Annotated in this window: 22 protein-coding genes; 9 read left to right on the top strand and 13 right to left on the bottom strand. The window is 60.6% G+C overall.

From position 1 onward, the window contains the following. Window positions 1-423: 423 nt before the first annotated feature. Complete coding sequence (locus tag PH558_RS09710) at window positions 424-1,299, top strand: transporter substrate-binding domain-containing protein (protein ID WP_113406805.1); 876 nt, start codon at window positions 424-426, stop codon at window positions 1,297-1,299. Between the two features lie 24 nt (window positions 1,300-1,323). On the opposite strand, the gene PH558_RS09705 is transcribed toward PH558_RS09710, so the two are convergent. The 4 genes from PH558_RS09705 to PH558_RS09690 all read right to left on the bottom strand — a co-directional run bounded on the left by PH558_RS09705 (window position 1,324) and on the right by PH558_RS09690 (window position 4,395). Beyond that, window positions 1,324-1,737: a tellurite resistance TerB family protein gene (locus PH558_RS09705; RefSeq protein ID WP_075855283.1), complete on the bottom strand. Its 414-nt coding sequence runs from the start codon at window positions 1,735-1,737 to the stop codon at window positions 1,324-1,326. A 176-nt stretch (window positions 1,738-1,913) separates the two neighbouring features. Then, window positions 1,914-3,146 (bottom strand): hypothetical protein, encoded by a 1,233-nt coding sequence (locus PH558_RS09700; protein ID WP_285203892.1) that lies wholly within the window; start codon window positions 3,144-3,146, stop codon window positions 1,914-1,916. 15 nt (window positions 3,147-3,161) lie between these two features. Next, window positions 3,162-3,830, bottom strand: a complete 669-nt coding sequence (locus tag PH558_RS09695; RefSeq protein WP_095433892.1) for a S24 family peptidase — start codon at window positions 3,828-3,830, stop codon at window positions 3,162-3,164. Window positions 3,831-3,966: 136 nt separating this feature from the next. Then, window positions 3,967-4,395, bottom strand: a complete 429-nt coding sequence (locus PH558_RS09690; protein ID WP_095436166.1) for a hypothetical protein — start codon at window positions 4,393-4,395, stop codon at window positions 3,967-3,969. A 105-nt stretch (window positions 4,396-4,500) separates the two neighbouring features. Here PH558_RS09690 and PH558_RS09685 point away from each other — a divergent pair, with 105 nt between their 5' ends. Together PH558_RS09685 and PH558_RS09680 are read left to right on the top strand one after the other, a co-directional pair. Next, window positions 4,501-4,857, top strand: coding sequence for a DUF952 domain-containing protein (locus PH558_RS09685; protein ID WP_285203888.1), 357 nt, complete (start codon window positions 4,501-4,503; stop codon window positions 4,855-4,857). Continuing rightward, a complete protein-coding gene (locus PH558_RS09680; protein WP_285203885.1) occupies window positions 4,854-5,942 on the top strand; it encodes a quinone-dependent dihydroorotate dehydrogenase in 1,089 nt (362 codons plus the stop codon). The genes PH558_RS09685 and PH558_RS09680 overlap by 4 nt, the downstream gene beginning before the upstream one ends. On the opposite strand, the gene PH558_RS09675 is transcribed toward PH558_RS09680, so the two are convergent. The 3 genes from PH558_RS09675 to PH558_RS09665 are packed head-to-tail and all read right to left on the bottom strand — an operon-like array spanning window position 5,918 to window position 8,055. Then, window positions 5,918-7,267: an MATE family efflux transporter gene (locus tag PH558_RS09675; RefSeq protein ID WP_285203883.1), complete on the bottom strand. Its 1,350-nt coding sequence runs from the start codon at window positions 7,265-7,267 to the stop codon at window positions 5,918-5,920. The genes PH558_RS09680 and PH558_RS09675 overlap by 25 nt on opposite strands. A 16-nt stretch (window positions 7,268-7,283) precedes the next feature. Continuing rightward, window positions 7,284-7,787, bottom strand: coding sequence for a CAP domain-containing protein (locus tag PH558_RS09670; protein WP_095433896.1), 504 nt, complete (start codon window positions 7,785-7,787; stop codon window positions 7,284-7,286). A 1-nt stretch (window position 7,788) separates the two neighbouring features. Beyond that, window positions 7,789-8,055 (bottom strand): DUF6460 domain-containing protein, encoded by a 267-nt coding sequence (locus PH558_RS09665; RefSeq protein WP_015338740.1) that lies wholly within the window; start codon window positions 8,053-8,055, stop codon window positions 7,789-7,791. 167 nt (window positions 8,056-8,222) lie between these two features. Between PH558_RS09665 and PH558_RS09660 the strand changes: the two genes are divergently transcribed. Both PH558_RS09660 and PH558_RS09655 read left to right on the top strand, forming a co-directional pair. Beyond that, complete coding sequence (locus tag PH558_RS09660) at window positions 8,223-9,170, top strand: class I SAM-dependent DNA methyltransferase (RefSeq protein WP_285203882.1); 948 nt, start codon at window positions 8,223-8,225, stop codon at window positions 9,168-9,170. Between the two features lie 104 nt (window positions 9,171-9,274). Continuing rightward, window positions 9,275-9,910 carry a YitT family protein gene (locus PH558_RS09655; protein WP_095433898.1) on the top strand — a complete coding sequence of 212 codons (636 nt, stop codon included), beginning with the start codon at window positions 9,275-9,277 and terminating at the stop codon, window positions 9,908-9,910. Window positions 9,911-9,919: 9 nt separating this feature from the next. On the opposite strand, the gene PH558_RS09650 is transcribed toward PH558_RS09655, so the two are convergent. After that, on the bottom strand, window positions 9,920-10,111 hold the full coding sequence (locus tag PH558_RS09650) for a DUF2735 domain-containing protein (protein WP_015338743.1): 192 nt from the start codon (window positions 10,109-10,111) through the stop codon (window positions 9,920-9,922). Window positions 10,112-10,554: 443 nt separating this feature from the next. Between PH558_RS09650 and PH558_RS09645 the strand changes: the two genes are divergently transcribed. Continuing rightward, a complete protein-coding gene (locus tag PH558_RS09645) occupies window positions 10,555-11,595 on the top strand; it encodes a glutamine synthetase beta-grasp domain-containing protein (RefSeq protein ID WP_095433900.1) in 1,041 nt (346 codons plus the stop codon). A 356-nt stretch (window positions 11,596-11,951) separates the two neighbouring features. On the opposite strand, the gene PH558_RS09640 is transcribed toward PH558_RS09645, so the two are convergent. Together PH558_RS09640 and PH558_RS09635 are read right to left on the bottom strand one after the other, a co-directional pair. After that, window positions 11,952-12,413, bottom strand: coding sequence for a carboxymuconolactone decarboxylase family protein (locus PH558_RS09640; RefSeq protein ID WP_095433901.1), 462 nt, complete (start codon window positions 12,411-12,413; stop codon window positions 11,952-11,954). A 30-nt stretch (window positions 12,414-12,443) separates the two neighbouring features. Beyond that, window positions 12,444-12,947 (bottom strand): RrF2 family transcriptional regulator, encoded by a 504-nt coding sequence (locus tag PH558_RS09635; protein ID WP_095433902.1) that lies wholly within the window; start codon window positions 12,945-12,947, stop codon window positions 12,444-12,446. A gap of 404 nt (window positions 12,948-13,351) precedes the next feature. Here PH558_RS09635 and PH558_RS09630 point away from each other — a divergent pair, with 404 nt between their 5' ends. Both PH558_RS09630 and pdeM read left to right on the top strand, forming a co-directional pair. Next, entirely contained in the window at window positions 13,352-15,862 is a 2,511-nt protein-coding gene (locus PH558_RS09630) for a ligase-associated DNA damage response DEXH box helicase (protein ID WP_285204415.1), read from the top strand. An 82-nt stretch (window positions 15,863-15,944) separates the two neighbouring features. After that, window positions 15,945-16,688 carry a ligase-associated DNA damage response endonuclease PdeM gene (gene pdeM / locus PH558_RS09625; RefSeq protein ID WP_285203881.1) on the top strand — a complete coding sequence of 248 codons (744 nt, stop codon included), beginning with the start codon at window positions 15,945-15,947 and terminating at the stop codon, window positions 16,686-16,688. Here the strand turns inward: pdeM and PH558_RS09620 are convergent. After that, complete coding sequence (locus PH558_RS09620) at window positions 16,685-17,245, bottom strand: dihydrofolate reductase family protein (RefSeq protein ID WP_095433904.1); 561 nt, start codon at window positions 17,243-17,245, stop codon at window positions 16,685-16,687. The genes pdeM and PH558_RS09620 overlap by 4 nt on opposite strands. Window positions 17,246-17,355: 110 nt before the next feature. On the opposite strand from PH558_RS09620, the gene PH558_RS09615 reads away from it, so the two are divergent. Then, window positions 17,356-17,859 carry a winged helix-turn-helix transcriptional regulator gene (locus PH558_RS09615; protein ID WP_285203880.1) on the top strand — a complete coding sequence of 168 codons (504 nt, stop codon included), beginning with the start codon at window positions 17,356-17,358 and terminating at the stop codon, window positions 17,857-17,859. Here PH558_RS09615 and PH558_RS09610 read toward each other — a convergent pair whose 3' ends face one another. Beyond that, window positions 17,860-18,669 carry a TIGR02186 family protein gene (locus tag PH558_RS09610; RefSeq protein WP_285203879.1) on the bottom strand — a complete coding sequence of 270 codons (810 nt, stop codon included), beginning with the start codon at window positions 18,667-18,669 and terminating at the stop codon, window positions 17,860-17,862. After that, entirely contained in the window at window positions 18,666-19,589 is a 924-nt protein-coding gene (locus tag PH558_RS09605) for a sulfite exporter TauE/SafE family protein (protein WP_285203876.1), read from the bottom strand. Before PH558_RS09605 ends, PH558_RS09610 begins: the two co-directional genes overlap by 4 nt. Between the last annotated feature and the right edge of the window lie 221 nt (window positions 19,590-19,810).

Here is a 19,810-nt window from a genome sequence, read left to right as displayed (position 1 = left end):
GGTCCGCCTGCGAATGCCGTGCCTCCTTCAGAATGAGGCCGAGAACCCGCTCGCTCGTCTTGTGTGGGGAGGGGCCTGTCTGATGTGCACGGGTGAAGCCGAGTCTACGTGATACCTTGCCAAGAAGGCCCAGACGACCTGCGTCATGCGATCGGCTTGGAGCCGATGTCGTCGATGGCGACGAGTACAATCAACAGAGCTTAATCGACTGCTAACGGCGCAGGCTGCCGGGTGGAATTCCCCCATTAATTTTGCACATGTTCAAAACAGTGCAACCGGCCGATGTGGTCGACCTCCGCCACTCGTCCTGCAGCCGCGAGTGCCGCCATTGCATGGCGCGATATTCCCCCTGCGGCATGACTCTGCTACATCGGATTCATGAACCAGAAATGTGCATCCACGACCGGAGGCCGGATCAAGACCATGCGTGTTTGCCTTTCGTCGACGATGTCAGTCGCCCGGCTTCTGGCGCGTGCGGTATTGATCGTCACCTCCTGCGCCTTGCCGCTGGCCGCCCAGGAGACGAAGCCGCAGAGCCTTCCGATCCTGTTCGATGCGCGTGAGCGCCTTCCGAAGCCGGATCTGTCCTCGCTGGTCAGACTGCGGTTCCTGACGTCGATCGACTTTCCGCCCTTCAATTTTCTCGATCAGAACGGCAAGCTCACGGGCTTCCATGTCGAGCTTGCGCGCAAGATCTGCGACGAGCTGGCAATAGCGGACAAATGCCAGATCCAGGCCTTACCCTTCGGCGAATTGCAGGGTGCGCTTGCCGCTTCGCAGGGCGATGCCGTCATCGCCGGCGTTGCAGTCACGCCCGAACTGCGCAAGACCTTTGCCTTTTCACGGCCGTTCCTGATGTTGCCGGCCCGTTTCGTGCGCAATCTCAAGGCGCCGATCGGCGGCACGACAGCTGCCTCGCTCTCGGGACATCCGGTCGGCGTCGTCAAGGGCACGGTGCATGAGGCAATGCTGACGGCCTTCTTCCCGGCGATCAAGCCGGTGCCGTTCGATGACAAGGATGGGCTTCTGGCCGCCGTCAAGGACGGCAAGGTCGATGCGGCATTTGCCGATGGCCTGCAGCTTTCCTTCTGGGTCTCGTCGCCGGCGGCGGAAAAATGCTGCGCTCTGTTTGACGGCCCCTACCTGTCGCAGCAATTTCTCGGCGAAGGCATGACCATCATGCTGCGTCAGCAGGATGCCGATCTGACGGCCGCGATCAACCACGCGCTTGCCACCCTTTCGCGCGATGGCAGGCTGCAGGAAATCTATCTGCGCTATTTCCCTTACGGGCTTTACTGAGTAGCGCAATTTCGGAAAAAGCCTCTAGGCCTTGCGATAGCGGGCGATCGCGCTGCGTTCGATGGCCGCACAGGTCAGCTTGTCGAGGCCGAGACGGTCGCGAAGCAGGCTGAGCAGGCGCAATTCCTCGGCCTTGACCGACAGGTCGGCCGAAGCGACTTCGACGGCAAGGGCGTAGGCCGTGTCGTAGAGACGGGCGGGAAGCGTATCGCGTACGGTTTCGAGCACGATGTCCAGCCCCTCATTGCTGGCCAGAAGCTTGGCGCAATCGCGGGAGACGGAAATCAGCTTCTCGTCGTCGAATCCCTTGAAGACCGGCAGGGCGTGAATGAGTTCTCCGATACGGCTGAGCTCCCGGTCGTTCATCGTGCGATCGACGGCCGAGGCCAGTACCATGACGTAGATCAGGGCCTCGTGAGCAGAAAGCGGCTTGTTCATGACAGGCGAAGTCCTTTGAATTTGGCAAGCTGAAAAGTCGCGCGTCCCATGGCAAAAGTTACTGCATAATTCCTTGGATCGGAATCGATTTAAGGAATTATGCGGCGGATTGAAAGTGCTGTAGCGACCTTTGCGCGCCATATATGACGCGGCGCTGTGGCGGCGGAAGCAAGACGTCAGATCGGATTGAGCGGGTCTTCCTTGGGCAAGGCCGGTCCGAGCGTCGATTTTCCATTCTTGCGCGGGTCGTCGCCATACATGCCGCGCTTCTTCTGCTTGGCCTCATCGACGAGCGATGCAAGCGGCGAACCTGGCTCCGGATCGGCCCAGCCGAAGCGCACCAGCCAGGCGCTGAGATCGACGCGGACATAGCGGCAGGCGCCCTTGACGGTGCCTTTCCAGTTGGCATCGGGCACATCGCAATCGATCGAACGGCCACGCAGATACATACGGAATGCGGTGCGCGCGGCTTGGCCGCAGGGCCAGTCCTTCCCGCTCGGGCCGGTGCACATTCGGTCGACATCGGTCGGAATGATCCCGGTGAGTTGCACGCTCCTACCGGTGATGGTCAATATGCCGGCCTGATCCGAGAAAGGGCGGACGAGTTCGATCGTCGTCGTCTGTTCCTGCGGCGGCTTGGACGCGGGATCAATCGCTGCCTGTTCGGATTGAGGCGCCGGCTGAGCCTGCTGCCGCGGCAATTCCGGCGGCAGGGTTCGATGTTCAGCCGCAGCCGTCTCCCTGTCGATCTGGTCGGCCGGTATCCAGTTGTCCGGGATGGGATCGGTCTTGGCAGGGTCGTTAGACCCAGTCTCCGATGAAGCGGCTACCGCCTTGCCGGGCGTGTTTTCGCTTGACCGCTGGGCCTGGGACGTGGCGGCGTCCTTGCTGCTCGCCGTCTCTGTCACAGGCGGCAGCTTTTGCGTTTCTTCTGGCTTCGTCGATATGTCGTTCGAACGTGCAGGATCGGTCGGAATCTTGTCGTCCTGTTGCGTCACCGGTTGCGCTGCCGCCGCCATGGCAGCGGCGGACAGCTCGGGACTGCTGTCGGAGCTGCTTGTCGATGGGGACGCTGTGGCGAGGATCGTTGCCTTATCCTTCGTTGCTTGCGTGGCCGAGCCGGCGGCTTGCGCTACCGGTTGGTCTTCCGACTGCGCCTGACCTGAATTTGCGTCGTTCTGCTTCGTGGTCCCGGCTGGCTTGGGTGCCCCGATAGCTTCTGGTGGTGTGGTGCCGGCCGTGGCGGTCTCGCCCGGCGCAGTTGCAGCCGGCTTGCTTTGAGCTGTCGTGTCGCTATGGCCTCGGTGGGGCAGGCTGAAACCACGCTCGCTGACCTGAATCGCGACGAGGGTCAACCAAGAACCGACGATCACGCCTGCCACACCTGCAAGCCAAATGTTACGACGCATAACGAGAAAACTTTCCTATTGGCTGGCCCAAATGATCCGGGCAATCCATTCCACATCCGCAAGATCGAAGCTGCGGTTGGGGTGTTCGGGATTGAGCGACAAAAGCTCAATCGACTTGGCGCTCTGCCGCAGCAGGACCTTGGCCATGACTTCACCTTCGCGGGTCTTCACGACGACACGGTCATTTTTTCGGATCTGAGCACCTGGTTCAACAATCAGAATATCTCCGTCGCGATAGAGCGGCAACATGCTTTCGCCCTGCACCTCCAGCGCATAGGCGCCGGTCCTGTGCCCGGCAGCAATGGGAAACTCCACCATGTCCCAGCCCTGACCGGCTGGAAATCCGCCATCGTCGAAGAAGCCGCCTGCGCCGGCTTGGGCAAAGCCGATCAAAGGTATGGCGTTGCCGGCCGGCAAAATCCCGTTTGGTGGAGTCGTAGCGCCCCGCGGCTCGGCGGGCCGGATGAAGCTCAGGAACTGCTCCAGGCTGGCACCCGTCGCATCCAGGATCTTGGCGATCGATTCCGTCGAGGGCCAGCGCAGGCGCCCGTCCTGGCTCAGCCGCTTCGATTTGTTGAACGAGGTGGCATCGAGGCCGGCGCGGCGGGCGAGACCGGAAGGGGTCAAGGCATGCCGCTCGGCAAGCCGGTCGATCGCACCCCATATCTGCTCGTGTGACAGCATCGCCGCTCGGTATCCGCACCGGCTCGCCCGGCACTCTGCTCTTTAGAAAAGGTTAACCGAGGCATTTTGGCGAGTAAAGACCGGTATAGGAATACGGTCCTTTATCCCCGTGCTTTCGCGGCCCCTTTTACCGCCATCAGGTCTTCTGCGGCTGCGGCTTCACGTCAGGCTGCTCGTTCTGGAATTCCTTCGCCATGCCCATGAGGCCGCGCATGAATTTTTGCATGATCCCGAGCGTACGGTCGATCTCGGCGTCGTCGGGCAGGCTCGATCCCTTGTTTGCGGCAACGGTCTTTTCCAGCTTCGTCACGCGATCGGAAAGCCGATCGAGTTCGTCGTCATAGGCGCTGCGCTCGTCGGCGGCCATGCGGCAGACGAGATTGCCGCCCTGATCCTGGCAGATGGACATGGCGCCGGTCTGCTTGTCGAGGCGGATGAAATGATCGCCACTGCGCTCCAGCTGGAAGCGTTCCGCATCCGGTTCGGCTGAAAGAGCCGGCGTGGAGAGAAGAAAAGCAGCGGGCACCAGCATGGCTGCAAGGCCGATTTTCAATTCCTTCGTCATGTCATCCTCCGGATTTTCTGCGTTAAACCCCAAATCCATCACGGAAACCGTGGACATCGGCTGATGTTTTCGTGCAAAGCCCTATCAGGACAGCTTTACAGAGGGATGATGACTGCCATGCCAGTGGTTTACAAGATCGTGCCGGACACGCTCTGGCAGCAAGCCAGACAAACCGGCGTTTTTCATGGCGCGGCGATCGACCTGACCGACGGCTACATTCATCTCTCCACCGCGAAACAGGCAAAGCAAACTGCCGAACTCTATTTCGCAGGTCAGACCGGGCTGCTGCTCGTCGCAATCGATGGCGATGCGCTTGGCGAGAAGCTGGTTTTCGAACCCTCGCGCGGCGGCGATCTCTTCCCGCATCTTTATGCGCGGCTGCCGCTCTCGGCCGTGCTCTGGGAAAAGCCGCTGCCGATCGGCGACGATGGCGCTCACCTCTTTCCGGAGATGCCGGAATGATCGGCGCCTTTCGCGATCTCGGCCGGCGCGGCCTGTTCCTGTTCGATCCCGAAACCGCCCACGGCATGTCGATAGCGGCGTTGAAATCGGGGCTGGTTCCGGCCTGCCGCATCAGCGCGGATCCCCGCCTGCGCCAGAGTGTGGCCGGGCTCGATTTTGCCAATCCCATCGGCATGGCTGCGGGCTATGACAAGAATGCCGAAGTGCCGGAGGCGCTGCTCAAACTCGGCTTCGGCTTTACCGAGATCGGCACGGTGACGCCGAAGGCACAGTCGGGTAATCCGCGTCCGCGGATCTTCCGCCTGGTTGAGGACGAAGGCGTCATCAACCGCCTCGGCTTCAACAATGAGGGCCATGAAGCGGCTTTCCAGCGCCTCAAGGCGATCCGCGGCAACGGCATCATCGGCGTCAACATCGGTGCCAACAAAGACAGCGCCGACCGTATCGCCGATTATGTTGCCGGCATCCGCCGCTTCTATTCCGTCGCGCGCTATTTCACCGCCAATATCTCCTCGCCGAATACGCCGGGTCTCCGCGACCTGCAGGCGCGCGAAAGCCTGTCCGCGCTCCTGTCAGCCGTGCTTGCCGCGCGCGATGAGGAAGCGGCGAAGGCCGGCAAGCGCATCCCCGTCTTTCTCAAGATTGCACCCGATCTGACCGAGGAGGGCATGGACGACATCGCCGCCGAAGCGTTGTCGCATACTCTCGACGGTTTGATTGTCTCCAACACCACGCTGTCGCGCGATGGGTTGAAGGATCAACGTCAAGCAAAAGAGGCAGGCGGCCTTTCCGGCAAGCCGGTCTTCGAAAAATCGACCGTCGTATTGGCCAAGATGCGCCGCCGTGTGGGCGCTGCTCTGCCGATCATCGGTGTTGGCGGCGTGTCATCGGCGGAGACCGCGCTGGAGAAGATCAAGGCTGGCGCCGATCTCGTGCAGCTCTATTCCTGCATGGTCTATGAAGGCCCGGGATTGCCGGGCCGCATCGTGGCGGATCTCTCAAAGTTGCTCGACCGCGAGCGCGCCGGCTCGATCCGCGATCTGCGCGACGCCAGGCTGGATTACTGGGCGAACCGGAACGTCTGATCCGCCCGCTTCTTCAGTCCCATGGCCAGGAAGATGCCGCGAAACAGCAGGAAGGCGTTCATGGCCATCCACAGGCCGTGATTGCCAAGCGTCGGCACGAAGACGGCGAGCGCTATGAGATAGCCGCCGAAGGACAGCAGCATCTTGTTGCGCATCTCGCGCGACCATGTGGCGCCAATGAAGACTCCATCCATCAGGAAGGCGAGCGCGCCAGTCAGGCCGGTGATCGCTGCCCAGGGCAGATAGGTCTCCGCAGCGAGGCGCACCTCTTCGGAAGTTGTCAGCAGGCGGATCAGCGCCGGCCCGACCGTGAAGAAGAAAATGGCGGCGGCAAGCGCCAGCCCAAAGGACCAGAGCCCGGTCAGCTTCAATCCGCGCTCGAAGGCCGGCCGATAATTGGCGCCGATCGAGCGGCCGGTGATCTGCTCCGCCGCGTTCGCGAGCCCGTCGAGATAATAGCCTGACAGCAGAAAGAAGTTCATCAGCACGGCATTGGCGGCAAGCATGACGGCGCCGAAGCTGTTGCCGATGCGTGTCATCAGTGTGAAGGCGGCAATCAGCACGAAGGTCCGGATCAGGATATCGCGGTTGAGCGCGAAGAGCTGCGTGAGCTTTGTGCGCGAGAACAGTTCCGCGCGCGCCGGGCGCTCCTCGCCGGCAAAGCTGCGCAGCACGATAGCAAGCCCCAGCAGCATGCCGCTCGCTTCGCCGATCAGGGTACCCCAGGCAACGCCGGCGACGCCCCAGCCTAGATAGAGCCCGAGCAGGATGGCGAGCATGATGTTGACGCCATTGATGACGGTCTGCAGTAAGAGCCCGATACGGCCTTGGCCGCGGCCGAGCACGAAGCCGAGCAGCGCGTAATTGGCAAGCGCTGCCGGTCCCGACAGCATGCGGATGGAGAAATAGGTGCGCGTCGCATCCGCGATGCCGCCTTGCGGCCCCATGAGCTTGAGGCCGAGCCAAAGGAGAAGAGGCGACAAGAGCACGATCAGGATGCCTGATGTGAGCGCCGATATCAGTGCTCGCCAAAAGACGGCCTGCTGTTCGTGCCGGTCGTGCCGGCCATAGGCTTGCGCGGTGAGCCCTGTCGTCGAAGCACGCAGGAAGTTGAAGCTTGAGAAAAGGAGATCGAACAACACGGCGCCGATCGCAAGGCCGGCGAGCGCATCGGGCTGGCCGAGATGCCCGACGACGGCGGTATCGACCAGGCCGAGCAGCGGCGTGGTCATGAAGCCGAGCGTCATCGGAATCGCGATCGACAGCACCAGCCGATGCGTCACGTCGAAGGGCAGAACCTTCCGGCTCTCCTGCTGGACATCCATGTTGCCTTACGCCTCCTCAGTTCGAGGACAGCACCATGGACCAATAAGGCCTGTCGCCGGAAGAGGGCGCATAGGCAAGGGCGACGCCAAGGCCATCATATTTGCCGAGCATGTTGTGCAAATGCTTCGGCGAATTGATCCAGGCCGTCACCGCCGCATTCACGTCGCGCTGGCCCTCTGCAATGTTCTCGGCTGCCGGCAGTTTGACGCCGCTTGCCTTGACCCGCTTGCCGAAATCGTCGCCGAGGCCGATCAGGTGCTCCATCTTGCCGGCATCCGCCATACGCCTGGCCTGGTAGACGGCGGCGGTGCTGGCAGCGGTATCGATCTTCAATGGTGGCAGGCCATTCTTGGCGCGCAGCGCATTGACGAGCGGCAAGGCAGAGGCGGTTTCGTCGCTGGCCGGAATATTGGAAACGCGGGCTGGCGGCGTGGCGCAGCTTGCGACGGATGCGGTGAGCGCAAGAACGGCGAGGCGCAGCGCATCGCGGCGCGTGCAGGTCAGTGTCTGGGAGGTCATGTCAGCTGCGGTAATTGAACAAACGAAGTATGATGAAGATCGGAATGACGATGGATGCGCCGAGCAGCACATAATCGCCGAACTCGCCAAGCGCGGCAAAGCCGCTGTGCCAGAGATCGAGCAGGAAGCGCCGGACGCCATAGAGGAAATCGAGCGGCCGCCAGCCGAAGAACTTCATCACGAAGCCGACGACGAGCGACACGATGATGAGCTTTACCAGCGTTCGGCCCGGCGAGTCGCCAAGAAATCTGTTCACCTGATCGGACATTCTGACGTCTCCATAATGGCGGTCGGTCGGTGTTGAGATAGGGCCGGCGCCTGCGACTCGCAAGCACTTTCGCCCCAGCTTACATTCTAAACCAGCGCCTGCCTGAAATAGGACTTGAGTTTTTTTATGGCCGCGTCCAAAGGCGAGCGTCAAACAGGATGAAACTCATGCTGCCGAGCCAGCTTTCCTCCGGCGATGTCATTGCCGACCGCCGCGCCGACTATGCGAAGATGCTTGCAGAAAGCGGCGAGCCCGCGAGTGCTGCCGAGCTGATGGAGCAGGCGCTGGAGCTGGCGCCACGCTGGGCGGCCGGCTGGTTCACGCTTGCGGCCTATCGCGAGAAGGCCGGCGATGCGCCGGGCGCGATCGCAGCGTTGAACGAGGTGTTGTTGCTCGATGAGGGCGACGTCTTCGGCGCCCGCCTGAAGCTTGCGGTTCTCGGCGGCGCCGAGGTGCCGGACCGGCCGCCGAGCCTCTATGTCGAGCGATTGTTCGACGATTATGCCGACCGCTTCGAAACCTCGCTGGTCGAGAAGCTCGGCTATAGCGTGCCCGGCAAGCTTGCGACCCAAATTGCCGAAACGGCTGGCATCCCGAAACATTTCCGTCTCGCGATCGACCTTGGCTGCGGTACGGGCCTGTTAGGGCCGGAGATCCGCGCCCGCGTCGATCGGCTGGAAGGCTACGACCTGTCTAAGGGCATGCTCGCCAAGGCGGGCGAGAAGGGTGTCTACGATCATCTCGGCCAGGCCGATCTGTCGCTGAAACCGGAGCTGTCCGGCGTGTTCGATGAAGGGTTCGCCGTTGGCCGTGCGGATCTGATCACCGCCGCTGACGTGCTGATGTATCTCGGCGATTTGCGTGGCGTGGCGGCGATCGTGCAGAAACTTTCGGCCAATGGCGCCGTCTTTGCCTTTTCGGTTGAAGATGCGGAGCAGCCGGACGGCTATGTGCTGCGTGATTCCCTGCGGTTCGCCCATTCGGAAGCCTATGTCAGGCAGATTTTGACCGCTCACGGCTTTACGGTGCTGGATCTCGTCCGCAGCGTCATTCGCATGGATGGCGGAAAACCGGTCCACGGCATTCTGTTCATTACTCGGAAATCGGCCTGCTGATTTCGAATCTTGCGAATTTGAAATAGGTCAGTATTGCTTACGTATTTTCGCTTGATTGTCGCATGAGATTTCAGCAAAAAGCCCTGAAACCCAGGGGAAATCACATGGCAAACGCAAAGAGCGCATTTGGTATCTGGAATACGTCCGCGACCCGGCATTCGTGGATCGAGGATATTCAAGGCATCGTCTCCGGCAGCCTGATTTCCTCGCTCGGGTTATTTTGCCTTTCAAGCGCCGGCCTTCTGACCGGCAGCACCGCCGGCATCGCTTTCCTGCTGCATTACGCGATCGGCGTGAATTTCGGCCTGGCCTTCTTTGTGGTCAACCTGCCGTTCTTCTATCTGTCTCTGAAGCAGCTCGGCCCGGTCTTCACCATCAAGACCTTCATCGCCATCGCGCTGACCTCGCTGCTGACCAACCTGCAGCCGCTGCTTTTCGATATCGCGCATATCAACGCGCTCTGGTCGGCGGTGCTCGGCGGCATTCTGCTCGGCTTCGGGCTGCTCGCGCTCTATCGCCATCGGGCAAGCCTCGGCGGCGTCGGCATTCTGGGGATTTATCTGCAGGAACGTTTCGGCATCAGGGCAGGGCTGGTGCAGCTTGCGATCGACCTATGCGTGCTCGCAGTCGCTTTTGCGGTGACCACGCCCTTTGTGGTCATCTGCTCGGTGATCGGCGCAATCGCGCTCAACCTCTTCGTCGCGATCAATCATCGCTCGGATCGCTATATAGCGCTGTAAAGCTGAAGCCTATTGCTTGCGGGTCTCGTCGGATTCGACGATCGCGGCTTCGTGATACCAGCTGTCGAATGCGGCCGTCGCAATAGACGGGCCGATATCCGGAGTGAGGTTCACCTTCGGACGCTGGCTGAGCGCCGTGGGGCGTGCCGTGACGGGAAACTGATAGATCTTTGCGGTTTCGTGCCGAGTACCAATTGCCATTCGTTGTCTCTCCCTTTTTGGTGTTCAAGCGGGCGCGCTTCAAGAGACAGCTCATATATAGCAAAGCCGAAGCCAAATATCACCATTCCGCTTAAAAAAAATGCTAAATGATGAAATTATAGGCAATTGGAAGATGGGGCGGTGAATGCCGTTTCTTTGATCTGCCGATTTTCCAAGCCGTTTGAGGGGCTGGCCGAGCCTGCGACATTTTGGCAGCTCGAATGGAACCACGGCGGTGATTTGAAAAGAATCCGATGTTTGGCTTGAAAAATCTTGCCCGAATACGCCTCAATCATAAAAATCTCGCCTGATAGGCCGGGTGTCGATGCGATCTGGCACGGCACATGCATCTCTCTTGGCAGCCGTTCGTAGTGAGGAATTTTCCGGCGGGCGCGCCGGGCAAGTTTTCCTACTTCGCCTGATTAACTGTTATGAGGTGCGTAATGACGAAATATAAGCTCGAGTACATCTGGCTCGACGGGTACACCCCGGTACCGAACCTGCGCGGTAAAACGCAGATCAAGGAATTCGACGCATTTCCGACGCTCGAGCAGCTGCCGCTTTGGGGCTTCGATGGTTCGTCGACGATGCAGGCCGAAGGTCGCAGCTCTGATTGCGTGCTGAAGCCCGTCGCTATCTATCCGGACCCGGCCCGTACCAACGGCGCTCTCGTCATGTGCGAAGTCATGATGCCTGATGGCGTTACGCCGCATGAGTCCAACAGCCGCGCGACCATCCTTGACGATGAAGACGCATGGTTCGGCTTCGAGCAGGAATACTTCTTCTACAAGGACGGCCGTCCGCTCGGCTTCCCGGAATCCGGCTACCCGGCTCCCCAGGGTCCGTACTACACCGGCGTTGGCTACAAGAACGTCGGCGATGTCGCTCGCGAAATCGTTGAAGAGCACCTCGACCTTTGCCTTGAAGCCGGCATCAACCACGAAGGCATCAACGCTGAAGTGGCCAAGGGCCAGTGGGAATTCCAGATTTTCGGCAAGGGCTCCAAGAAGGCAGCCGACCAGATCTGGATGGCACGCTACCTGCTGCTGCGTCTGTGCGAAAAGTACGGCATCGACATCGAGTTCCACTGCAAGCCGCTCGGCGATACAGACTGGAACGGTTCGGGCATGCACTGCAACTTCTCGACCAAGTTCATGCGCGAAGTCGGCGGCAAGGCCTATTTCGAAGCGCTGATGGCTCAGTTCGACAAGAACCTCGAAGCCCACATCGCTGTCTACGGCCCGGACAACCACATGCGTCTGACCGGCAAGCATGAGACGGCACCGTGGAACAAGTTCTCCTACGGCGTTGCCGACCGCGGCGCCTCGATCCGCGTTCCGCACTCCTTCATCAAGAACGACTACAAGGGCTACCTCGAAGATCGTCGTCCGAACTCGCAAGGCGACCCCTACCAGATCGCTTCGCAGGTCCTGAAGACGATCTCGGAAGTTCCGACGGCTGGCTTCGGCTCGGTTGCTGCCTAAGACTTCTCAGCTTCGGTTCGCCGAGCTCGATAGAACAAGTGAATGACGCGGGGTTTTGGCCCCGCGTTTTTCGTTTTGAGGTTATCAAGTAGCCGCTGTCGCCCAGACTTTCTTGGGCCCCCGCTGCTAACCCCACAGTCCGTCATCCTGGGGCTTGACCCGAGGATCCACGCCCAAGCCTACCGACCCTATGAGAGGGTTTTGCTGTGTAGCGCATCAAGGGATACGCTCTCGCCGGTACTCGCCGGCGGCGTTTTGCCGAGCCGACATCCCTGTGCCTGGATCCTCGGGTCAAGCCCGAGGATGACGCCGCTCAGGGGAGGGCTCTGGCCATAACATGCTCAGAGAAGCCAGGCTCAAGCAGCCTTATTCGCCGCATCGACCGGATGCTGCGAGCGGAAGCCGACGGCGAGGCGATTCCAGATGTTGATCGTGCCGATCGCGACGGTGATCTTGACGATCTCTTCTTCGCTGAAATGCTGTTTCAGCGGCTCGAAATCGGTATCCGGAATGCCGGTCTGGGCGATCTTGGTGACGGAATCGACCCAGCGGAGCAGAGCACGCTCGCGGTCGTCATAGACGGGCGACTCCCACCAGACGCACATCAGGTTGATCCACTGCTCGCTCAAGCCATCGTGCCGGGCTTCCTTCGAGTGCATGTCGACGCAATAGGCGCAGCCATTGATCTGCGAGGCACGGAGCTTGATCAGATGGATGAAGCGCCGTTCGAGGCCGCTGGTTTGCACGAAGTTTTCCAGCGCGACGACAGCCTTATAGGAGTCGGGGGAGGCTTTGGCGAAGTTGAAACGCGGATGCATGGGTCTTCTCCTTGGGTTTTAAATTGAAATTCAGTTCTTGGACTTGCGTTCATGCAGCTCGAGAAAGGCGCAGCCTCTGGCGGCTATGCCACCGTCCGTGTCCGTTTGCTTTAGATCGGTCAGCACGTCGGCGATCGTTGTCTTTGCCAGTTCGGCCCGATAGACGCGCTCGGCCGCCAGCATGGCGGCATTGATGCCGCAGGGCTTGGCGAAGTAGCGCCCTTCCAGCGGGTTAGGGCCGCGCTGGCGGATTTCCGCGCAGCGGAAGGCTGGTGCGGGGCCTTCCGCCGCCAGCACGATATCGAGAAGGGTGATCTCCTCCGGCTTGCGCGCCAGCCGATAGCCACCCTTCGGCCCCGGCACGGTATCGAGAATGCCGGCACCCGAAAGTGCCTGCAGATGCTTCAGAAGGTAGCTGACCGAAACGCCGTGAAATTCGGCAAGGGCAGCCGCCGAGAGCACGCCGCCATCGGACAGGCCAGCCAGCATGCCAACGCAATGGATGGATTGTTCAACGCCGTCTCCGAGCTTCATTTTCGTGCCTCTCAAATCATGGATAGTTTTTATCTATGATTATGATGGGAGTCAAGTAGGGAATGCGGATAGCGTTGCTGTTTCGCGGATGAGTACGAAAATGCTGGCTTATGAATGCTGACAGCAAGTAGGTTCCGTCATCCTCGGGCTTGACCCGAGGATCCACGCCCAAGTCTCGCAGGCATCGGCTTTGGCCGACAAAGGCAGAAATTCATCGCAGCTCGTTGAATGCTTCGATACCAATCGGAAGCGCTTGTGCCTGGATCCTCGGGTCAAGCCCGAGGATGACGGTGCGTGTGGAAGCCAATGGGCCCAAGCGGCCTTGGTGAAAGAACGTGCGGCCCATCCTTGCTCTTCTCCAGCTCCCCGCTTCCTATCCTCCACATTTCAACTACATTCAGCCCGTGGACCAGATCGACGCCGACCGCCTCCTTGCCTTGCCCGCCCCCTTCACCCGCTGGTTTGCGGAAAAGGGCTGGCAGCCGCGTGCGCATCAGCTGGAGTTGCTGGCCCGTGCCGAAGCGGGTGAAAGCACGCTGCTGATTGCGCCCACCGGCGCCGGCAAGACCCTTGCCGGCTTCCTGCCGTCGCTGACGGATATCACCCGGCGCGGCAAGATTCCGCCCGGCTCGGCCTTTACCGGCATCCACACACTCTACATTTCGCCGCTGAAAGCGCTCGCAGTCGATATCGAACGCAACCTGATGAAGCCAGTCTCGGAAATGGGCCTGCCTGTCACGGTTGAGAACCGCACGGGGGATACGCCTGCTGGCAAGCGCCAGCGGCAGAAGCTCAATCCACCGGATATCTTGCTGACGACGCCGGAGCAAGTGGCGCTGCTGCTCGCCAATCGCGAAGCCGAGCGCTTCTTCAAGGATCTAAAATACATCGTCTTCGACGAGCTGCATTCGCTCGTCACATCCAAGCGCGGTCATATGCTGTCGCTCGGCCTTGCCCGCATCCGCAAACTGGCGCCGCGCGTGCAGACCATCGGCCTTTCGGCGACGGTCGCCGATCCCATGGATCTGCAGAAATGGCTGGTAGCGCAAGAGCCGGGGGAAGAGCGCCACGCCGGCCTCGTTATTGTCGAGGGTGGCGCCAAGCCCGATATCTCGATCCTGGCGACGGAAGAGCGCATTCCCTGGTCCGGCCACTCCGCCAAATATGCGATCCCCGATATCTATCGCGAGTTGAAGGCGCATCGCACGACGCTGCTCTTCGTCAACACGCGCTCGCAGGCCGAAATGCTGTTTCAGGAGCTGTGGTCGGCCAATGACGACAATCTGCCGATCGCGCTGCATCACGGCTCGCTCGATGTCGGCCAGCGCCGTAAGGTGGAAGCGGCCATGGCGGAAAACCGCCTGCGCGCCGTCGTCGCCACGTCGACACTCGATCTCGGTATCGACTGGGGCGATGTCGATCTCGTCATCCATGTCGGCGCGCCCAAGGGCGCAAGCCGCCTTGCCCAGCGTATCGGCCGTGCCAATCACCGCATGGACGAGCCTTCGAAGGCGATCTTGGTGCCGGCCAACCGCTTCGAGGTCATGGAATGTCAGGGAGCACTTGATGCCAACTATATGGGCGCTCAGGACACGCCGCCCATCGGCGCAGGAGCGCTCGACGTTCTCGCCCAGCATGTGCTCGGCATGGCCTGCGCCGAACCCTTCGATATGCTCGAGCTTTACGACGAGGTGCAGAGCGCGGCGCCCTATGCCGAGCTTTCCTGGGAGACCTTCGAGCGCATCGTCGATTTCGTCGCCACCGGCGGCTATGCGCTCCGAACCTATGAGCGCTATGCCCGCATTCGCAAGATGTCGGATGGGCGCTGGCGCGTCTCCAATCCGCAGGTCGCCCAGCAATATCGCCTGAACCTCGGCACGATCGTCGAAGAGGCGATGCTGAATATCCGCTTGGTGAAACGCAACGCGCTAGGCTCGCTTGGAAGAGGCGGCGCTCCGCTCGGCAAGGTCGAGGAATATTTCGTCGAGCAGCTCTCGCCCGGCGATACTTTCCTGTTTTCCGGCAAGGTTCTGCGCTTCGAGGGCATCCGCGAAAGCGAATGCCTCGCGTCGCAGGCCTTCTCGCTGGATCCGAAAATTCCCTCCTATGCCGGCGGCAAGTTTCCGCTTTCCACATACCTCGCCGATCAGGTGCGGGCGATGATTGCCGATCCAGACCGGCGCCACCGTCTGCCGGATCAGGTGCGCGACTGGCTGGAAATTCAGAACGAGAAATCGCTGCTGCCGAAGCGCGACGAGTTTCTGATCGAGACCTTCCCGCGCGGCAGCCGCGCCTACTTGGTCGCCTATCCTTTCGAGGGAAGGCTGGCGCACCAGACGCTCGGCATGCTGCTGACCCGAAGGCTGGAGCGCGTCGGCGCCAAGCCCATGGGCTTCGTCGCAACCGATTATTCTCTCGGCATCTGGGGGCTGGAGGATATGGGGCTGATGATCGCCAATGGACGCCTCAGCCTCTCCGATCTCTTCGACGAGGATATGCTCGGCGACGATCTCGAGGCGTGGCTCGATGAATCCTTTCTTTTGAAGCGCACCTTCCGCAATTGCGCCGTGATTGCCGGCTTGATCGAGCGCCGGCATCCGGGCAAGGAAAAGACCGGTCGGCAAGTGACCGTCTCGGCCGATCTGATCTATGATGTGCTGCGCAGCCATGAGCCTGATCATATCCTGCTGCAGGCGACGAGGCAGGATGCTGCGACCGGGCTTTTGGATATTGGCCGTCTTGCGGATATGCTGAAGCGAATCAAGGGCCACATCACCCATCGCGGGCTGGATCATATTTCCCCGCTCGCCGTGCCGGTGATGCTGGAGATCGGCAAGGTGCCGGTGCCGGGCGAGGCTCACGATTCTTTGCTTGCGGAAGCGGCTGACGACCTGATCCGCGAGGCAATGGAATAAAGTATGATGTCGAGCCGGATGGACGGCATGGTGCCGTATTTGGACGCGCGCCGTGAGAACAGACGAATGAGGATGGACTGACGTGATCAACCGGCTGGCGCTGGCGCGGGACTTGAACGGCCAAGACGGCGGCGAGCGGGTGCGTGCTGCGGGCGTCGAGACCGTTGTTCAAGGTGTCGCCGCCGTCTGCGATCCCATGGGTGCGCTCTATCTGCCGGACGCTGGTATTCTCGTCGTTTCCGATCTGCATCTCGAAAAGGGAGCGGCCTTTGCCCGTCGCGGCATGCTGCTGCCGCCTTACGATACGCTGGCGACGCTGACCGTTCTTTCCGCCGTCATCGCACGCTACGATCCGAAACTCGTGGTGTCGCTTGGTGATAATTTCCACGATCGGGTCGGTTCACAGCATCTGCCGGAAGCGTTTCGCAGCCTGATCGTCAATATGGCGCGCGGCCGCGAATGGATCTGGATCAACGGCAATCATGATCCGGATGGCACCGTCGATTTGCCCGGCCATTCCGTCGACGAGATGCATTATGGCGGGCTCACCTTCCGCCATGAGCCAAAGGCCGGGTTGCAGGCCGGCGAGATCGCCGGCCATCTGCATCCCTCGGCCACCGTTCGGCGTCGGGAGAAATCGGTGCGCCGCCCGTGCTTTGCCACGGATGGCGCCCGTCTGCTGATGCCGGCCTTCGGCGTGATGACAGGTGGCCTCGATCTTCGCCACAAGGCGATGGCAGGCCTCTTCGAGCGGGAGAACCTGATTGCGCACCTGCTCGGCCGCGACCGCATTTACTCCGTGCGGTTCGGCAATCTCTCGGACTAGACCGCGTTCGCCGGTTCATAACGCAGGATGACAGCCCCAGTTTTGAGGGGCGTGGAGCCGATGAGCTTCATCGGGCGTTGGTCGGCCGCCGGTTTAAAATGCGGATTGCCGGCACCGAGGACGACCGGAACGAGGCAGATTCTCAGCTCATCCACCAGCCCCGCCTTGAGCAATGCATCGGTCACTTCGGCACTGCCGAAAACAAACATGGTCTTGCCCGCTTCTTCCTTCAGCTTCTTCACCTCGGCGACGATGTCACTAACGACGCGGGTATTGTGCCAGTCTGCTTTATCGAGCGTTCGCGAAGCGGCAATCTTGGCGATGCCGTTCATGTAGGCGGCGATGTCGGGCGCTTCCGTCGCGGTCGGCCAATAGGCGGCCATGCCTTCATAGGTCTTGCGGCCGAAGATCAGCAGATCGCCTTCCTTGCCGAGCTCGGTCGCATAATGTTCCAGCTCATCGCCCCAGGCGAGCATATGAAAATCAAGGTCCCACGGCTTGGTTCCCTCGAAATAGCCGTCGAGCGTCATGAGATTCCAGATAACGAGCTTCCTCATCACTTCCTCCATTGTGATAACCGTACCATAATCAAAACTAGTTGCTAAAAGAAAGTAGTTGCAAACTAATTGTGCCGATAGCAAAATGCAAGCGGTTTTTGGAGGCGCTTATGGACGCAGTGCATCGTTCCGGCTGCCCGATCAATCTGACGCTGGAAATCCTCGGTGATCGCTGGAGCCTGATCGTCATCAGGGACATCATGTTCGGCAATCGCCGGCATTTTCGCGAGTTGCTGCAGAAGTCGCAGGAGGGGATTGCTTCCAATATCCTCGCCGATCGGCTGAAGCGGCTGGTGGAACATGGTCTGCTGACTCGAAAAAGCGATCCCACTCACAAGCAGAAGGCCGTCTACAGCCTGACGGAGATGTCGATCGACCTCGTGCCCATTTTTGCCCATATGGGCGCCTGGGGCCGCAAGCATCTGCCGGTTTCCGAGGAGCTGTCGATCCGGGCCGAGCTCCTGGAGGATGGCGGCCCAAAGCTCTGGGATGATTTCATGGACGAGCTGCGCGCCAAGCATCTCGGCAAGGTGCTGCCCCCGGGCACGCCCTCGGTGCTCGACCGGTTGACCGAAGCGTATATCGAGGTCGCCAGTCGTCGGAAAGGCGGCTGATCAGTTCTTCCGGAAGATGAAGCTTGCGCTCCAGCCGGTGACGAGGGCCAGCAGCACCGAAAAAATGCCATAGGTGATCGGCCGTTGATGCGCGGCATCCGTGATCGTCTGCTCTATCCCCGTCTTGATGACGCGCAGCGGCAGCGATTTTTCGCTCAGGAACTTGCCGCTCTTGAAGAGATAGGCACGCACCATATGCACACCGTTCGGCACATCGGCGGGTACCCTGAGTGTTGCCTTGAAGAGCGAGGAGCTGACGAAGCGAACGCCGGCGGGATCGCTTTCATAGAGCCCACCTGTCTTTTGCAGGCGCCGGAAGGCATTGCGGAATTCTGGAACATCGCCGACATTGCCGACGAAGCCGACCGGCGTTAGCGGAATATGGTCGACGCCGATACCGCGGTCGCTGAGTTCGAGCGGCGTGGTGATATTGTCGACCGCGCGCGTGCTCGACAGCGAATAGGCTTCCGGCACATGCTCGAACGTCATCGAGCGGGTGTTGACCCAGATGCCGAACACCCGTTCCTTTCGGCGGACCGTCGCATTCTCGCGCGGACCTTCCAGCACGACGACGATATCGTATTGGCCGATGGCCAGAAGCAGTTGATCGGTGTTGGAAAGGGCGCCGAAGATCGTCAGATCGGCGCCGGTGAAATCCGAGGTAATGGCGATCTCGCTTGTCGATGTGCCGATCTCCATCGTCTCCCGCGCCGTGGTCGAGGTCGTCGGCTGATCGAGCAGCACCTGCGCCTGTGTGGTGAGCGGAGCGAGCAGCAATGCGGCAGCAAGGAGCAGTCCGAATCCTCTCATCGGCTCACTCCTTCCATGACGACGGAGTAAACGTCCGCCGGCGTCACCACGAGCGTAATGACGAGGCGAAGACCGACGGCCAGGACGAGGAGGCCGAGGAGCGCGCGCAATTGCTCGCCGCGCAGCTTCTGGCCGACGCGAACGCCATATTGCGCGCCGATGACGCCCGCCACCATCAGCAGGAAGGCCAGGATGATATCGACGGAATAGTTTGTGGCGGCCTGGACGATTGTCGTGAAGGCCGTCACGAAAATGACCTGGAACAGCGAGGTGCCGACAACGACGTTGGTGGGCACGCGCAGCAGATAGATCATGGCGGGCACGAGGATGAAGCCGCCGCCGATACCCATCGGCGTCAGCATGCCGACGAAGAAGCCGAGGCCGATCACCGGAATGGCGCTGAGATAGAGCTTGGATTTCTTGAACCGCAGTTTCAGGGGCAGCCGCTGCACCCAGTTATGATGGCGCGGCTTGCCGGTTGCCGGAGGGAGCTTGCCGGCGGCGCGGCGCATGGCCTGCACACTTTCCAACAGCATCAGCGAGCCGACCGTGCCGAGGAGAATCACGTAGATCAGGGAAATGATCAGATCGATCTGGCCGAGCCTGCGCAACAGCACGAATAGCCAGAGACCGAAGGTCGCCCCCCCCAAGCCACCGGCAAGCAGGATCGAACCCAGTTTCAGATCGAGCGAGCCGCGGCGAAAATGGCTGAGCGCTCCCGAAACCGAGGAGGCGACGACCTGATTGGAGCCGGTCGCGACGGCAACGACCGGCGGGATATTGTAGAAAATCAGAAGAGGCGTGATGAGAAAGCCGCCGCCGACGCCGAACATGCCGGAGAGAAACCCTACGGCTGCTCCCATGCCGAGAATAATGAAAATATTCACCGACAATTCTGCGATCGGCAGATAGATCGTCACGCCTTGTTCCCATTTGCAGGCTTTTCGGCGAGGTGACCGAAGCCCATTTCCCCTTAAACGGCGGATTCTAATCTGAAATCATTGCCAGAGCCTTAGGAAAGGCCGAACTGCCCCAGTTTTCGAATTGCCGCATTCACCCTAACTCGGCTTTTTCCACTTTTCTGTGACGCTGTATAGCGGAATGGTGGGTGCCGGCAGGGGATACGGCAGCTTTGAGCTAT

The organism is Rhizobium pantanalense (assembly GCF_030182525.1).
Lineage (GTDB): Bacteria > Pseudomonadota > Alphaproteobacteria > Rhizobiales > Rhizobiaceae > Rhizobium.
This window is presented reverse-complemented; position numbering and strand designations above follow the sequence as displayed.

What these genes read in the sequence shown, in the direction of transcription:
- PH558_RS09710 (WP_113406805.1), top strand. Translation starts at nt 424, where the DNA reads ATGCGTGTTTGCCTTTCGTCGACGATGTCAGTCGCCCGGCTTCTGGCG.
- PH558_RS09705 (WP_075855283.1), bottom strand. Translation starts at nt 1,737, where the DNA reads ATGAACAAGCCGCTTTCTGCTCACGAGGCCCTGATCTACGTCATGGTA.
- PH558_RS09700 (WP_285203892.1), bottom strand. Translation starts at nt 3,146, where the DNA reads ATGCGTCGTAACATTTGGCTTGCAGGTGTGGCAGGCGTGATCGTCGGT.
- PH558_RS09695 (WP_095433892.1), bottom strand. Translation starts at nt 3,830, where the DNA reads ATGCTGTCACACGAGCAGATATGGGGTGCGATCGACCGGCTTGCCGAG.
- PH558_RS09690 (WP_095436166.1), bottom strand. Translation starts at nt 4,395, where the DNA reads ATGACGAAGGAATTGAAAATCGGCCTTGCAGCCATGCTGGTGCCCGCT.
- PH558_RS09685 (WP_285203888.1), top strand. Translation starts at nt 4,501, where the DNA reads ATGATGACTGCCATGCCAGTGGTTTACAAGATCGTGCCGGACACGCTC.
- PH558_RS09680 (WP_285203885.1), top strand. Translation starts at nt 4,854, where the DNA reads ATGATCGGCGCCTTTCGCGATCTCGGCCGGCGCGGCCTGTTCCTGTTC.
- PH558_RS09675 (WP_285203883.1), bottom strand. Translation starts at nt 7,267, where the DNA reads ATGGATGTCCAGCAGGAGAGCCGGAAGGTTCTGCCCTTCGACGTGACG.
- PH558_RS09670 (WP_095433896.1), bottom strand. Translation starts at nt 7,787, where the DNA reads ATGACCTCCCAGACACTGACCTGCACGCGCCGCGATGCGCTGCGCCTC.
- PH558_RS09665 (WP_015338740.1), bottom strand. Translation starts at nt 8,055, where the DNA reads ATGTCCGATCAGGTGAACAGATTTCTTGGCGACTCGCCGGGCCGAACG.
- PH558_RS09660 (WP_285203882.1), top strand. Translation starts at nt 8,223, where the DNA reads ATGCTGCCGAGCCAGCTTTCCTCCGGCGATGTCATTGCCGACCGCCGC.
- PH558_RS09655 (WP_095433898.1), top strand. Translation starts at nt 9,275, where the DNA reads ATGGCAAACGCAAAGAGCGCATTTGGTATCTGGAATACGTCCGCGACC.
- PH558_RS09650 (WP_015338743.1), bottom strand. Translation starts at nt 10,111, where the DNA reads ATGGCAATTGGTACTCGGCACGAAACCGCAAAGATCTATCAGTTTCCC.
- PH558_RS09645 (WP_095433900.1), top strand. Translation starts at nt 10,555, where the DNA reads ATGACGAAATATAAGCTCGAGTACATCTGGCTCGACGGGTACACCCCG.
- PH558_RS09640 (WP_095433901.1), bottom strand. Translation starts at nt 12,413, where the DNA reads ATGCATCCGCGTTTCAACTTCGCCAAAGCCTCCCCCGACTCCTATAAG.
- PH558_RS09635 (WP_095433902.1), bottom strand. Translation starts at nt 12,947, where the DNA reads ATGAAGCTCGGAGACGGCGTTGAACAATCCATCCATTGCGTTGGCATG.
- PH558_RS09620 (WP_095433904.1), bottom strand. Translation starts at nt 17,245, where the DNA reads ATGAGGAAGCTCGTTATCTGGAATCTCATGACGCTCGACGGCTATTTC.
- PH558_RS09615 (WP_285203880.1), top strand. Translation starts at nt 17,356, where the DNA reads ATGGACGCAGTGCATCGTTCCGGCTGCCCGATCAATCTGACGCTGGAA.
- PH558_RS09610 (WP_285203879.1), bottom strand. Translation starts at nt 18,669, where the DNA reads ATGAGAGGATTCGGACTGCTCCTTGCTGCCGCATTGCTGCTCGCTCCG.